We start from the raw sequence: 13,441 nt of genomic DNA, 5'->3' as shown, positions 1-13,441 counted from the left end.
ATAACCCATGTTTTGGAAATTGCGAAGTTGTTTCACGTTCAAACTTCCTATTCCTGCTCAATCGAAAAAGACCCCGGTAAGGCCTCTCTTCTAAGGCGATATCAGGATCTTTCTTTTAGATTATTGTGGAACTGCTCCAGCAGCGATAACGATGAACACTTTAGTTCCCCTCGCTTATTGGATCAAATAATCAACGACAGGATACGAGATAACATTTCGGTCCCTGTACGTTGACGTCACCGCTTCGTGATGTGTACTGAGAATTCCATTTTGCAGCATAACCGGTTTGAATCCACGCTCGCTCGCCCCGTTATAGGTAAACAGGACACATTCCTCTGCGGCAAAACCGGAAATGATCAGCAGCTCGACACCAAGACTGCGTAAAACTTCCTCCAGGTTGGTCTGCCAGAATGCATTAGAGCTTTCCTTGGTGATCGTGTGATCCTGCTCGTGTATGTCAACCTCGGGTATAATCCGATACACTTCCCGATTCGATTCCTCCATGCCCTCCACATCCTGAACATGGATTACAACATGATTGTTGGAACGCAGCACGTCTGCCACATGGTTGATATATTCACAGGCATGGTCCAGCACTCTTTTCTCCAGTCGATCCCGCACGATGACTTCTTGCATATCCACGATTAAAAAGCCTATTTTCATCCAAACACTCCTCAAAATATGATTTAATGTTCTACTACCGGTATATTTAAAAATTAAATCAATGCTTCACATATATGTATTCGGGTTTACAGGCGGCACTCCTCTAAATCAAGTACATCCTGAAGGTTTTGACTAACTAATAGGACAACTCAATGAATTTTCACTTCTTGGTCTCTTCACAAGTTCTCCTCCACAGTTAGGGCATACATAATTCGCCTCCACTGCACACTCATTGCAAAACGTACATTCATGTGTACAAATATACGCTACAGAATGCTTATGGAGTCCACTTTCGCATTTTTCGCATTTACTTCTCATTTCTAAAGCCATCGTATTGACCTCCTATAGTTTTTATTCTTTCTTGTATTTTTCTGATGCTCTAATTCTAATAAAAAGGTTGCTAACTTCACATATTAATCTTATTGTAATTTTATAAAATACCTTTCTTTTTAACTGAAAAACTGCTGTTTAACCTAACATTTTTGTGAGGAGATCCAAAAAGATGGATGAGATTGATAAAGACATATTATTACACTTGCAAGAAAATGCCCGATATTCCTTTGCAGAATTAGGAAGAAAAGTGGGCTTATCTACCCCCGCCGTTAATGAAAGAGTCAAGAAACTTGAAGAAAAAGAGATCATTGTTGGCTATAAAGCAATCATTAATCCGGAAAAAATAGATAAACCTATCATGGCTTTTATCCTATATGACAATACAAAATGTGAACCGTTTGCAGAATTTTGCAAAAATCACCCTAGTGTTATTGAATGTCATCGGCTGGCCGGATCATACAATTATCTAATCAAGGTCCTGACTGATTCCGTTCAATCTTTGGAAAACTTTATTGATGCTTCCATGTCATTTGGACAACCCTCTACGTTAATCAGACTATCTTCCCCTGTTGAGGGTAAATCAATAAACTAAATTCCCCGTCCTGATCGCAAAAGCATAATCCTCTCGTCCATTTGCCTGGGCAATCGAGCTGGCCATCTCCCAATCATACTCAACCATAACGTGTTCTATGTTCCAGTTCCCTTGCGCATTACGATAAGTAATTGCATAATCGGCGTAAGGCGAGCTGGATTCCCTTACATGCGGATAGGGCAATTCATCATGATAAGCAGGCAAACCGACACTGCCTACGTTCACAATTACCTTACTTCCGGGCAAATATTTCGTTTGAAACACATGACTGTGTCCGCAAAAAATATAACGCTGCGGTACCTCCAGAAGTTCGTTCGCCAATTGAATCGTATCTTTATATTGAACTCCTTCCGCTGTCACTTCTTCCAACAAATACCGATCATTCACCCATGGCGTTCCATGGCAAAATAAAAGCTCCTCGTACGCCCACCGTACGATTACATGATCTGATCCAATTCTCGATTCCCTGATCAAGCAGGGGTTTTACAAATTGAAAGGTTTCCGACGGGCTTTCTTTTTGCAATAGAATCTCGTCACAATTTCCCATCACGTGAATTATATTGTTGTGGTCCATTAATAATCGTGCTGTCGCCAGCGGATCAACCGGGCCAAACAAACTATCCCCCAAATTGACGGTAAGTTCAATGTTCCGGGCAGCAATATCCTGCAACACGGCCTCCAGGGCCAAGTGATTACTGTGAATATCTGAAATAATGGCGACAGACTTATACATGTCATCCCTCCACCTTTTTTAACTATGCAAACCAAGGTCAGTCCTTAAACAACTCATCCAGCATACGATGGCGATTCTCCAGAAAACTGCGGGTGATCTGGTAATGTTCCGTATCTTCATAAGCCATTTTTTGAATGCTAATGTCGTCAAAATTTAAAATATCCGCATCGGGATAACCCAGCAGAATGGGCGAATGCGTCGCGATAATAAATTGAGAAGTTCCAGACAGGTCATGGAGTATGCGCAGCAAGGATAATTGCCTGGCAGGAGATAGTGCGGCTTCGGGCTCATCGAGCAGATAGATGCCTTTGGAGCTGAAGCGGTTTACAAACAGATTGAGAAAAGACTCCCCATGGGATTGCTCATGTAATGAACGCCCGCCATAGTATTCAAGGGTACCCATCTCATCGACATGGGATGCGAATTGATAGAAGGACTCGGAGCGCATGAAGAAACCATTCGTAATCTTTGGCAACCAGGCCAGTCGCAGATAATCCCCTAATGAGGATTCCGAAGCATGCATCTCAAAGACGTTATTTCTGCCGCCCCCGGCTGTATTGAATCCACATTGGTGAGCGATGCCTTCCAGCAGCGTGGACTTACCGGATCCATTTTCACCTACAAAAAAAGTAATGTTATTCCTGAATTCCAATCTCTGCAGGGACTGTATAGCGGGTATATTAAACGGATATTGTCTCGCATTCTCTACCTTTTCCTTCATGAACTGCACACTTCTAAGATACATGTTCATCCTCCTATTCATGTTAGATTTGGCTCCATCTAGCCGAACACGATCAACAACGGATTAGGCTCATTTCATCTTAAAAGATGATCATGGCTCCTTACTTGTCAACTACGACAGATACCTTTTCGTTTACACATTCCCTATATTAAACGACGGACAGATGGATGACAAAAATTATGGTTGACGGTGGCAGATCAGCTTCTATATTATGTAGGAAGAACGTTCTGCATAAAACATAAAATGAATTGGCGTGTTACCACCCCAGAGGGCATGAGCCAAGAAGCGAACATGAGACTATATTCGCTTCTTGGCTCTTTTTGCGTTCCGGAGGCCTGAAAGCGTTAACTTTAGAGACGAGGAGGCGGTGAACCGTGAGTAAAGGAATGATGCTGCAGGTGGAGCGGGTCGTCGGCAGCAATATTGTTCTGGCCCGGTCGCACCAGAATACCAAGGAGTATGTACTGATTGGCAAAGGGTTGGGATTTGCATTCAAGGTGGAAAGCACCGTTCAGGCCGATGATCCGCGGATTGAGAAAAGGTTCCGGCTGGAAGACCGGGAGGAATGGGGACAGGCGCAGGAGCTGATGAAAGACTTGGACCCCAATGTCATCGACATCTCTGACCGAATTATCCGTCTCATCGCTGATCAGTTTCCGGGCAAGCTGAATGACAAGATCTACCTTGCTCTTCCGAGTCATATTCAGTTCACCTTATATCGTATCCGCAACGGGATGGAAATTCTGAACCCTTTCCTGACGGAGACAAAGCTCAGCTTTCCGAAAGAATTCGAAATCGCCTCGGAAGCGGCGGCCATGATCGGAGAGGCTTTTGGCGTAGAGGTACCGGAGGATGAGGCCGGGTTCCTGACATACCATGTGTACTCCTCCGTAAATCACGTCCCTGTCGGACAGTTGGTTAAGGTATCCAATGTGATCAGCAAGCTTCAGTCCATAATTGAAGAGGAGGGTGGCGTTCGCTTTGAGCAGGCCAGCCTTAGCCAGGCAAGACTCTTGATACACCTGCGCTTCTCCATGGAACGCCTGTATCAGCAGCCGATGACGGCCCCCACCTTCGCACAATATGTGAAAAATGAATATCCGTCCGAATACCAGCTGGCCAGAAAACTGAGCGCTGTTATGGCCGAGGATTTGGGTACAGAGGTACCCGAGGAAGAAACGGCTTTTCTCGCCATGCATTTATATCGGCTTTTTCAAACCCATGCCAAAACCAACAACAGAAAGGACAACACACAATGATCTGGAAATGGAAAAACAACAAATCTGCCAAAACATCTGAAACAATATCCATCTCCTCCCCGCTAACCGGAACCTGCGTCAGTTTGGAAGAAGTGTCTGACGAAGCGTTTGCGCGAGGACTTATGGGACCGGGAGTTGCAGTGATTCCCCAGGAGGGCAGGCTGGTCGCCCCTATCGACGGCACTGTGGTGCACCTGATCAAATCGCACCATGCCGTAATGATTGAGCATGCTTCCGGGCTGCAGCTGCTGCTGCATATCGGTATGAATACTGTCAGCCTGAAAGGACAGTGCTTCACACCCCAAGTGCAGACCGGGGATCAGGTCACTATCGGTCAGACCCTGATTGAATTTGACCTGAATGCGATCGCTTCGGCCGGTTATCCGGTCATCACCCCTGTCATCGTTGCGAATGCGGCTGAACAGCCGTGGGAGTCGCACCCGGAGTATGGCAGCGTAGAAGCAGGCATGGGAACTATCATGAAAGTCAGCTTGTCCAAATAACCTAAATCAAAAAAAGAAAGGAAGAACAATATGCTGAAAGCACTGCAAAAGCTGGGAAGATCCCTGATGCTTCCTGTAGCAACCCTGCCTGCGGCAGGTATTCTTCAAGGCCTCGGCCTTCTTGATTATGAAAAGGACATTCCGCTCGGTCCCGTGATTGGGGGATTTCTCAATCAGTATGTAGTTCCATTCCTGAATGAGGGAGCGGGGGCGATCTTCGGCAACCTTGCGCTCATCTTCGCCATTGGGGTGGCAATCGGACTGGCGGGGGATGCGGTCGCCGCGCTTTCGGCCCTGATCGCTTATATGGTGCTGACGCGGATTCTGGGAGCCGTTCCAGGTGTATTCGGCTATATTCCTGACGATGTCAAGCTGGATATGGGCGTATTGGGCGGGATATTTGCCGGACTGCTTGCAGCCTATATGTATAAAAAATACCATAATATCAAGCTTCCTGACTGGCTCGGCTTCTTCTCCGGCAAACGCTTTGTGCCGATGGTCACCGCCGGCTCCATGCTGGTGTTGGCCATCCTGTTCGGCATGGTCTGGAGCCCGATTCAGGATGCCATCGGCGCTTTCGGCACCTGGATTGTAGGCTTTGAAGGCGTTGGCTCCATGGTGTTCATGATCGCCAACCGCCTGCTCATCCCGCTCGGTCTGCATCATGTCCTCAACTCCATCGCCTGGTTCCAGATCGGAGATTATACCAATGCAGCCGGGGAAGTCGTGCACGGCGACCTGACACGCTTCTTCAACGGAGACCCTACGGCAGGCATGTTCATGTCTGGCTTCTTCCCGATTATGATGTTCGCTCTTCCGGCGGCGGCGCTTGCCTTGATTCATACAGCCCGGCCTGAAAAGCGCAAAATGGTCGCTTCGATCTTTATCGGCGCAGCGGTGGCTTCGTTCTTAACGGGTATTACCGAGCCGCTCGAGTTCTCCTTCATGTTCGCGGCGCCTCTGCTGTATGTGGCACATGCTATTCTTACAGGTGCAGCGGCCCTGATCATGTACCTGCTGAATGTTAAGCTGGGCTTCGCCTTCTCGGCAGGTCTGATCGATTACCTTGTGAACATGAAGCTGTCGACCAATCCGCTGCTCATGATCCCGGTCGGACTCGCATTTGCGGTCGTCTATTATTTCCTTTTCCGGTTCATGATTGTCAAGTTCAACCTGAAAACGCCGGGGCGCGAGGATGACGCTTATGATGCCGATGCCCCCACTGATGCTTCCGCCGTGGCAGCGCCGTCTGCCGATGCCCCCACTAATGCTTCCGCCGTGGCAGCGCCGTCTGCCGACACCAAGGCTGGCAAAGTGCTCGCGGAGATCGGTGGCGCAGACAATATCGAGAGCATCGACGCATGCATCACTCGCCTCCGGCTAGTTGTTAGGGACGACAAAGCCGTCAACGACCAGGCGCTCAAACAGCTTGGCGCTTCCGGCGTCATGAGGCTCGGTGGCGGAGCTGTGCAGGTCATCTTCGGCACCCAGTCCGAAATCCTTAAGGATGAGATTAAGAGGCTGATGTAACGCTCGTCCTCCTTTGAGTTTAAAAGGTCGAGAACAAGGGTAGGCTACCCTGTTCTCGGCCTTTTTTTGTTAACCAAGAAGCACAGGATATTCTTTTGAAACGGTGATGATTGAAAAAAGAGAGCAAGCTATATACTCACTCTCTCTGTGTTAATAGACAAACTTGCGCTGCGCCCAGTAGCTGAACAGGAAGATCGACACCTCCGTCAGCACCTTGGCCGCGATGAGGGGGATGATCAGTTTTTCGTTATAGAAGTACAGGAGTCCGTAATTCAACAGGAGCACCAGAATGACCAGCGAGAAGTATTTAGGTAAGGAATGGCGCACCTTCGACGTTTGGCCCCCGGCTGAAAACACATATTTCCGATTGATCGTATAGTTGAAGACAGAGCTGCACAGCCTCGCAGTGACGACAGACAGAAACAGATTATGCGTGAAATACTGGATGACGAACAGTAATCCAAAATCGATCAAGGCGGACAGCACCGAAGACGTACTGAACATCAGGATCGGCATATAAATGCGGAACGAGTCTACCAGCGGGCGGAAATGGGAGGATTTGTTATGATCCAGATATACCGTGTCAATAAACTCCTCCGTGATTTCGTATCCTTCCTTGTTCGCGGTTAGCAGCATGTTCATCTCGTACTCAAACCGATCACCCGGAATCTGACAGAGCCAGTCCAGCATGGAATATGGAAAACCACGCAAGCCCGTTTGAGTGTCATATACTTTGGTACCCGTTGTGATGGAAAAAACCGCCCGGGTAACTGTGTTTCCAAAACGACTGCGTGCAGGAATCGTTCCGCTAAACCGGCGGCTGCCGAGTACGATCCCTGGGGTGGTCTGCTCCAGCAGCACATCGAAGATACGCCGGATATCATGCGGCAGATGCTGCCCGTCACTGTCTGCACATACGACACCACCCTGTGGGCCAAATTCCTTGATATGCTGGAATCCAGTCTTCAGCGCACGTCCCTTGCCCAGATTGATCGGATGGGTCAGAACGGTGCAGCCGTATGCTTCAGCTGTCTCAAATATCCCGCGATACTCCGCCCCACTGCCATCATCCACAATGACAATGGGCCCTAATTGAAACGTCTGCAGCTGCAGCACCAGATTTAACAACCGAACGTCCGGTTCGTAGGATGGAATTAAAATGGTCATGATCATTGTCCCTCCTTGAGGTAAAGGATGTCACTTACGCCGCGTTCCTGATTTCTGCCCAGTGGATTATTCACGACCCGGCCCATAAAATACATGGTGGATGAACCACCGCCGTCCAAGTTATAGGCTTCTGTTGCTCCCAAACTTTGCATCACGTCCGCCAGCTCTGCCAGCGTCATGCCCCGGCTGTCATCCTGCCGTCCGTCCACCACGACGAATACATAATGATTCGGGGCGATCATGCCGATTGCCGTTCTCGGGTTCGCGTTCTGGATGGAACGGTTGCCGAAGTTGTTGTCGATTTTCACACTGCTAAAATCACTTACAATCTCGCCGTCCTGGATCAGGATCGGTCCAAACGACAGCGTATTGGTGGCACCTTCGGCCAGCAGCTCCGAGGAGGAAACTTCCGTCTCGTTATACGTCTTCATCGTCCCGTCACTGAAGAGTGCCATCGCATCACGAACCGGATCATCCCGGTATACCGTACCGTTGCGGATAATCACGCCATCATCACGGAAACCGTAGTAATCCCCATTAATGGCGAATATGGCATTGTTGGCCGCAGCGATCTCTGACGTGTTTTCGGTAATATTCGTGCCAAAGCTGTTATCCGCCAAAGCCGAGCGCAGACTGCTTGCATCCGTCAACTGTACATCTGCGACGTAATACGTAATCTGATCCGAACCGGAGCCTGTCTGCACCTTTTCAATGCTGACCTGCATATCATCACTTGAATAGTTCCAGTCATCTGAGGTTGCATTGACCTCCGTCTCTGTGGCTGCCTCATCATTCAAACTGCCTGTTGCTGCCGTATTGTCATCCGCTACGACCACTTCCACATGCCGAATCAGGTAACGATCAGCAAGGCTGTAAATAATGCCACCAATCCCCAGGACAACAACAAGCGTAACCATCAGCCACTTGCGCCTTTTATTGGGGTTTGCTTTTCTATGTGGTTCTTTCGAATTGGGTTTATCAAACATTCTCATCATTGAAGCCACCTCTTCATCATCTAAGTTCTTAAGGCCATGATAGGCGGGGTAGCTTAAATGAATCTGAAACATGTAAACAGACAAAAAAAGAAGGCCACCTCTCCCTCGGGGGAATCAGGTAACCTTCAAACCAATGGATATATCCTTATGAACGACTTCAGAATAGGGCTGGTATAAACGAGGTCGTGCTTAGGTTCATCTTCAACCAGTGGGATACGATACGGTATCCCTTTTTTCACTACTCACCTGCAAAAAGTGCATCGTACGCGGGGCAAGGCCGTTTTTCCAAAAAGTCCGCTAACGCGGGTGGCTGCTTGGCATAAATTTCGTTCAATGACGTGCCTTGATAGATGTTTCCAATCACTACCGGGTGACACAGCTCACAGATGAGGATGTCCCCGTTGCCGTGCAAGTGCAGCTGTTTCGTTCCATCCACACAATTGGAGAAATATACACCTGGCTGCTCATGCAATCCCAATTGATCGGCGAAGCGATCCATACAGGTAAAATATAGGGTTGTGTCGTCCTTCTTGTGTTTAATCAGCTCGTTTACAGAGCGAATGAGAGATTCTTTGGAAGCTATTTTGCTCCACTTGCTGTGAGGCATCACAATACTATTCTGAATCTCATGAATCCGTACACCCAGATCATAGACCTTCTCGCTAATGGCCAGCATGTTCGATTGTGTGCCTTCAAACAGCAGCGTTTCCAGTACTGTCTCCAGTCCGGCTTCCGTACACAATCGGATATTGCGTTCCAGTCTCTCGTACATGCGCGGGTGAACACGGTAGTAGGTGGAATAGGCTTCCGCATCGGTATAATTGAATGAAATATGAATGTTGGACAACCCTGCATTACGCAACGCATGAATGCGTTCTTCGGTCAGCAGGCTGGCATTGGTATTCAATTGGGTATCGATCCCATGTGCTGCACAATAGGTTACGATCTCCAGACAATCCTGAAACTTCAGCGTCACTTCTCCCCCAGACAATCGGACACGTTTCAATCTGGGAAGTTCACTTATAATGCGGATAACTTCCTGGGCATCCATGCACTGTCCATCGTCCCGATTGTAAGCGCAGCAATAATCACACTTGAAATTGCAACTGGAGGTCACCCCGACCTCCAGCCCTTCCAACTCAACCACATCGTGTGTTTCAAGTTCGAGTGATTTATATCTGTTTTTTGCGGTCAATTCCATATACCTCCTGGTTCCTTCATCTCATGTTAATACAACTTGGAGATTATAGCGGAATGATGCAGAATTCGGATATGACATTATGTACGCCGAGTAAGTTAGGAATGAGATAAAAACCCATCTCTCCGATCATCGGGAGTGGGCCAGTTTATTGTATGTACATATGAATTAGATAATATTAAATGTGACGCCTTGCCCTTGGGAAGCGGCCCTATACTTCTGTGTTATTCAGTAAAGTGATAAATAAAACAAAATACAGCATTCCTTTGCTCAACGATAACAACCCTCTCAAACACTCATTTACTTATGACGAATAAAATCTTCTTTTAGAATGGCATACATCTTCAAGTCCCGAAGCTCATTTTTGACTCTCATGTAATTTCGCAAGACACCCTCGAATTTCATGCCTACCTTCTCCATCACCTTGGCCGAACCTGTATTGTCCACCATACATCTGGCTTGAATTCGTTCCAATCCGACTTCTTCGAATCCAAATTGAATGATTTCGTTCACCACTTCCGTCATGATCCCTTGATTCCAGTACCGATCGGACAATACATAACCCAGTTCCACCCTCATACTGCTGGTGTCACAGCCTAAATAATTGCAGCTACCAATCAGCCTTTTGGTCCGTTTATCCTCAATCCCCCAAGGTCCGAGCTTGTCCATCTCATAGCGGTTCATGACAAAATCAATAAAAACTTTGGTATCTTCCTTACTCTGATGCGTGTCCCATGTATTAATTCCGAAACGGCAGGGACTGCGCAGTAACTATACATATCATCCAGATCATCATAGGTGAGGGGCCGGAGCAAGGTTCGTTCGGTTTCCAATACGGGAAATGGATCAAAAAAGCTTTCAATCGTCTTCATACATGTCCCTCCCTGGGATTATTAAAACACACACTTTAACTCGTTCAGTATTGTCCGGTCCTTATGTTGTAGTATCAAGGCCACAATCTGTGCTGCTTCCACTGCCCGTCTCGCAGCTGGTACCGAATTCGTGTATGCTTCCGCTCTGGATCTCCCTGCCAAAACTCTACCTCTTCTGCGTTCACCGCGTATAATCGCCATTGAGGTGATACGACATCGGGGTCACGTTGAATCCGTTCCATCTGGGCTTCAATGGAGCTATCCAGTACTTCCTCGCTCCCCAGTTCCTGACTCTGGTGCCCTGTCATGGCAACTGCGCGTGCTCCAGCCGAGCGTTTCCGGAAATCATCAGCTCCTGCTTCATCTCCCATATCCTCGGCTGTTCCCTTAATGCGAATCTGTCTTCCGAGCGCTGGCCAGTAAAACGTCAGAGCTACGTGAGGGTTATCTTTCAACTGCTGCCCCTTTCGGCTCTCGGCACTGGATGCAAAGTAAAACGAGTCATCTACAACATTCTTCAAAATCAATACACGCGCATCCGGATGACCATCCTGGTCCACAGTCGAGATCGTCATAGCATGAGGTTCCTTCACATCAGAATCGATCGCCACTCGCAACCAATCCAAAAAAAGCTTTCCAGGACGATCCGGCAAATACTCCATATCCCAAGAAGGGAACGGTCCAGATAATGATTGCAAACTGCGCAGCAGTTCGCTCGGTACAATGCTCATATCTTCACCCCACCTTCCAATTCATTCCATTGTAGCGTAATTGTAATGTACTGGAAACAGTGATTTTTAGAGTGAAAAAAAGAAGCAATCTGCCCAACCTGCAGATTGCCCATGCTTGAACTATCGTTTCCCGTTAGTTCAATATCCTTTACAGCTAGGAGATCAGCAATTGCTTCATTTTTTCAAAAGGAAACCGAAGTAGAAATTTATTGAAATAACTAACAAAGAAATTGCGAACAGCTTTGAATAATCGTTTTAAAATTTTTGAATTATTTAACCACTGCCAGTTGATTTCGACAGAGTCTATGACCAGATATTTTCAGTCTTCGGGTACGCTTGGCAGTTCTAGCATGTGGAATACGTTGCTATGCAATCCGTCTAATACGGGATGCTAAGAGCAACAAGCTTAAGATTACAATGGTTTATGTCGGTTTCGGCGAGCCAGGTACTTGACATATGTAATCCGTAGCCCTAAAATGAGCTAAGTCAGTCGATTATGGACTCGATGAGTCGATAATAGAAGCGCAAATGAATTATTCTTAACTCGACTATGCACTTCATGTCCATGCGATCAAAGGAGTGGGTTCTTTGTATGAATGCAAGCTGAATCGCGCACCTTTTTTTTACCCCTATTATAGACATAGAGTGTCTATAATATCTTATTATTAATTAATAGGAGACAGTGACAGATCGTATCACTTTACTTGTAAGAACTTAGATTAGGGAGATGACGAACGATGAAAATATTTATGACAGGCGTTACCGGATATATTGGAAGTTCTGTGGCTAAAGTACTGCTCGATGCAGGGCATTCTATCTATGGTCTGACCCGGAGCACCAGCCAAATAAACGAGCTGAAAGAGCTAGGAGTGGAGCCTGTCGTGGGCACACTTGGAGATACGGAAATACTGGCTGATTACGCAAAACGGAGCGATGGAGTGATTCATACAGCTGACGTTGCTCACCGCAAGGCTATTGAGACGTTTATTAGCGCTTTGCGCGGTACAGGAAAGCCGTTGATTCACACATCCGGTTCAGGCAACGTTGGGGATGATGCCAAGGGCGAATTCCAGAGCGAGCAAATCTATAACGAAGAAACACCTGTAACAAGGGACTTAGAATCGATTCGAGTCAATGAGCTGGTGCGTAAAGCAGGGGTCGATCAAGGAGTGCGAGGCATTGTCATCGTACCTTCCATGGTATATGGAACTTCTCTCGGACTTCCAAGAGACAGCATTCAGCTTCCAATGATCGTACAGAAATCGAAAGAAATGAAGGCCGGAGTCTATATTGGTAAAGGTCTGAACAAATGGTCGAACGTCCATATTCGTGACTTGGCCCAATTGTATCTTCTTGCGCTAGAAAAAGCGCCCTCCTCCTCTTACTTTTTCGCAGAAAATGGCGAGGAATCGTTCCGTGATCTAAGCCGTTACGTGAGTGAGGCGCTTGGATATGAGGGACGCACGATGAGCTGGTCTCTGGAAGAAGCGGTTGCTGAATTTGGCCTTCTGGCTCAATATACACTGTCGACGAATTCCCGAATTCGCTCTGTGCATGCTCGAAACTTGCTTGGCTGGAAGCCTGAGGCCGAATCCGTGCAAACTTGGCTTGCCAATAGCTTTTGAAGATTGTGATGTTGATCAGGGAGGTAGAAGGAAGATGACCGGAGACTGAGGCCGAAATATATGGAGATACCAAGAAACCATGTGACAAAAGAATCTCATGGCTTCTTGACACGTGATGGGATTACGCCATCTGAATTCCGGCGGATTGCAAGGGAACAGATATTGTGAAGTACCCTTCGGTCCTATTCCAATCTGGGGTGATGTCATCTGTTACTGGAGGTGACGGTGATTTCCGCCTTCAGTTGGAGAGGTCGGAAGCGACGGCTCGCAGTCGCAAGCTCTTGTTTGCCACAGGCATGAAAGATGTATTGCCTGACATTGAGGGATTTCCGAAGTGTATGGCACCACAGCTTTTGTCTGTCCGTTCTATGATGGATGGGCGTTGAGGGACCGGCAGATCAGCATGATTGCTCCGAATAATTCAAATTTGCATTATGTGAAGATTGATATCAGGCTGGACAAAGCGCTTGACCGTGCTCACCAATGATTCATTGCTAA

Annotated in this window: 17 protein-coding genes; 6 read left to right on the top strand and 11 right to left on the bottom strand. The window is 47.3% G+C overall.

Features of this window, described 5'->3' with window-relative positions; genetic code table 11:
* Positions 1–174: 174 nt before the first annotated feature.
* Both HP552_RS32020 and HP552_RS32015 read right to left on the bottom strand, forming a co-directional pair.
* Positions 175–663, bottom strand: a complete 489-nt coding sequence (locus HP552_RS32020) for a cysteine hydrolase family protein (RefSeq protein WP_175399387.1) — start codon at positions 661–663, stop codon at positions 175–177.
* A 132-nt stretch (positions 664–795) separates the two neighbouring features.
* Complete coding sequence (locus HP552_RS32015; protein WP_175399386.1) at positions 796–993, bottom strand: DUF1272 domain-containing protein; 198 nt, start codon at positions 991–993, stop codon at positions 796–798.
* Positions 994–1,165: 172 nt separating this feature from the next.
* Between HP552_RS32015 and HP552_RS32010 the strand changes: the two genes are divergently transcribed.
* Positions 1,166–1,588, top strand: a complete 423-nt coding sequence (locus HP552_RS32010; RefSeq protein ID WP_175399385.1) for an Lrp/AsnC family transcriptional regulator — start codon at positions 1,166–1,168, stop codon at positions 1,586–1,588.
* Here HP552_RS32010 and HP552_RS35685 read toward each other — a convergent pair.
* Genes HP552_RS35685 through HP552_RS32000 form a run of 3 tightly spaced genes read right to left on the bottom strand, consistent with a single transcriptional unit; the run spans position 1,577 to position 3,066 of the window.
* Positions 1,577–1,975: a metallophosphoesterase family protein gene (locus HP552_RS35685; protein ID WP_312884382.1), complete on the bottom strand. Its 399-nt coding sequence runs from the start codon at positions 1,973–1,975 to the stop codon at positions 1,577–1,579. The two genes, HP552_RS32010 and HP552_RS35685, sit on opposite strands and share 12 nt — an antisense overlap.
* Complete coding sequence (locus tag HP552_RS35680; RefSeq protein WP_312884381.1) at positions 1,968–2,321, bottom strand: metallophosphoesterase family protein; 354 nt, start codon at positions 2,319–2,321, stop codon at positions 1,968–1,970. Before HP552_RS35680 ends, HP552_RS35685 begins: the two co-directional genes overlap by 8 nt.
* A 37-nt stretch (positions 2,322–2,358) precedes the next feature.
* Positions 2,359–3,066, bottom strand: coding sequence for an AAA family ATPase (locus HP552_RS32000; protein WP_175399384.1), 708 nt, complete (start codon positions 3,064–3,066; stop codon positions 2,359–2,361).
* Between the two features lie 371 nt (positions 3,067–3,437).
* Between HP552_RS32000 and HP552_RS31995 the strand changes: the two genes are divergently transcribed.
* Genes HP552_RS31995 through HP552_RS31985 form a run of 3 tightly spaced genes read left to right on the top strand, consistent with a single transcriptional unit; the run spans position 3,438 to position 6,355 of the window.
* Entirely contained in the window at positions 3,438–4,322 is an 885-nt protein-coding gene (locus HP552_RS31995) for a PRD domain-containing protein (RefSeq protein WP_312884380.1), read from the top strand.
* Complete coding sequence (locus HP552_RS31990; protein ID WP_175399383.1) at positions 4,319–4,825, top strand: PTS sugar transporter subunit IIA; 507 nt, start codon at positions 4,319–4,321, stop codon at positions 4,823–4,825. Before HP552_RS31995 ends, HP552_RS31990 begins: the two co-directional genes overlap by 4 nt.
* 30 nt (positions 4,826–4,855) lie before the next feature.
* Entirely contained in the window at positions 4,856–6,355 is a 1,500-nt protein-coding gene (locus tag HP552_RS31985) for a PTS transporter subunit EIIC (protein WP_175399382.1), read from the top strand.
* Positions 6,356–6,505: 150 nt separating this feature from the next.
* Here the strand turns inward: HP552_RS31985 and HP552_RS31980 are convergent, their stop codons facing one another.
* The 6 genes from HP552_RS31980 to HP552_RS31960 all read right to left on the bottom strand — a co-directional run bounded on the left by HP552_RS31980 (position 6,506) and on the right by HP552_RS31960 (position 11,318).
* A complete protein-coding gene (locus tag HP552_RS31980; protein ID WP_175399381.1) occupies positions 6,506–7,522 on the bottom strand; it encodes a bifunctional glycosyltransferase family 2/GtrA family protein in 1,017 nt (338 codons plus the stop codon).
* 2 nt (positions 7,523–7,524) lie between these two features.
* Complete coding sequence (locus HP552_RS31975) at positions 7,525–8,517, bottom strand: phosphodiester glycosidase family protein (RefSeq protein WP_175399380.1); 993 nt, start codon at positions 8,515–8,517, stop codon at positions 7,525–7,527.
* Positions 8,518–8,755: 238 nt separating this feature from the next.
* The gene (locus HP552_RS31970; protein ID WP_175399379.1) at positions 8,756–9,712 is read right to left on the bottom strand and encodes a radical SAM protein; all 957 of its coding nucleotides are present in this window, start codon (positions 9,710–9,712) and stop codon (positions 8,756–8,758) included.
* 303 nt (positions 9,713–10,015) lie between these two features.
* Positions 10,016–10,399, bottom strand: a complete 384-nt coding sequence (locus tag HP552_RS31965; protein WP_246311152.1) for a GNAT family N-acetyltransferase — start codon at positions 10,397–10,399, stop codon at positions 10,016–10,018.
* On the bottom strand, positions 10,396–10,587 hold the full coding sequence (locus HP552_RS35215; RefSeq protein WP_246311151.1) for a GNAT family N-acetyltransferase: 192 nt from the start codon (positions 10,585–10,587) through the stop codon (positions 10,396–10,398). Before HP552_RS35215 ends, HP552_RS31965 begins: the two co-directional genes overlap by 4 nt.
* A 74-nt stretch (positions 10,588–10,661) precedes the next feature.
* Positions 10,662–11,318, bottom strand: coding sequence for a pyridoxine/pyridoxamine 5'-phosphate oxidase (locus HP552_RS31960; protein ID WP_175399378.1), 657 nt, complete (start codon positions 11,316–11,318; stop codon positions 10,662–10,664).
* Between the two features lie 737 nt (positions 11,319–12,055).
* Here HP552_RS31960 and HP552_RS31955 point away from each other — a divergent pair.
* Together HP552_RS31955 and HP552_RS31950 are read left to right on the top strand one after the other, a co-directional pair.
* Complete coding sequence (locus HP552_RS31955; protein ID WP_175399377.1) at positions 12,056–12,943, top strand: NAD-dependent epimerase/dehydratase family protein; 888 nt, start codon at positions 12,056–12,058, stop codon at positions 12,941–12,943.
* A 164-nt stretch (positions 12,944–13,107) separates the two neighbouring features.
* Positions 13,108–13,329 (top strand): hypothetical protein, encoded by a 222-nt coding sequence (locus HP552_RS31950; protein ID WP_175399376.1) that lies wholly within the window; start codon positions 13,108–13,110, stop codon positions 13,327–13,329.
* Positions 13,330–13,441 lie beyond the last annotated feature (112 nt).

This window comes from Paenibacillus xylanilyticus (assembly GCF_013359935.1).
GTDB classification, from domain to species: Bacteria; Bacillota; Bacilli; order Paenibacillales; family Paenibacillaceae; genus Paenibacillus; species Paenibacillus xylanilyticus.
The sequence above is the reverse complement of the archived record's forward strand: the minus strand, read 5'-3'. Positions and strand labels throughout refer to the sequence as shown.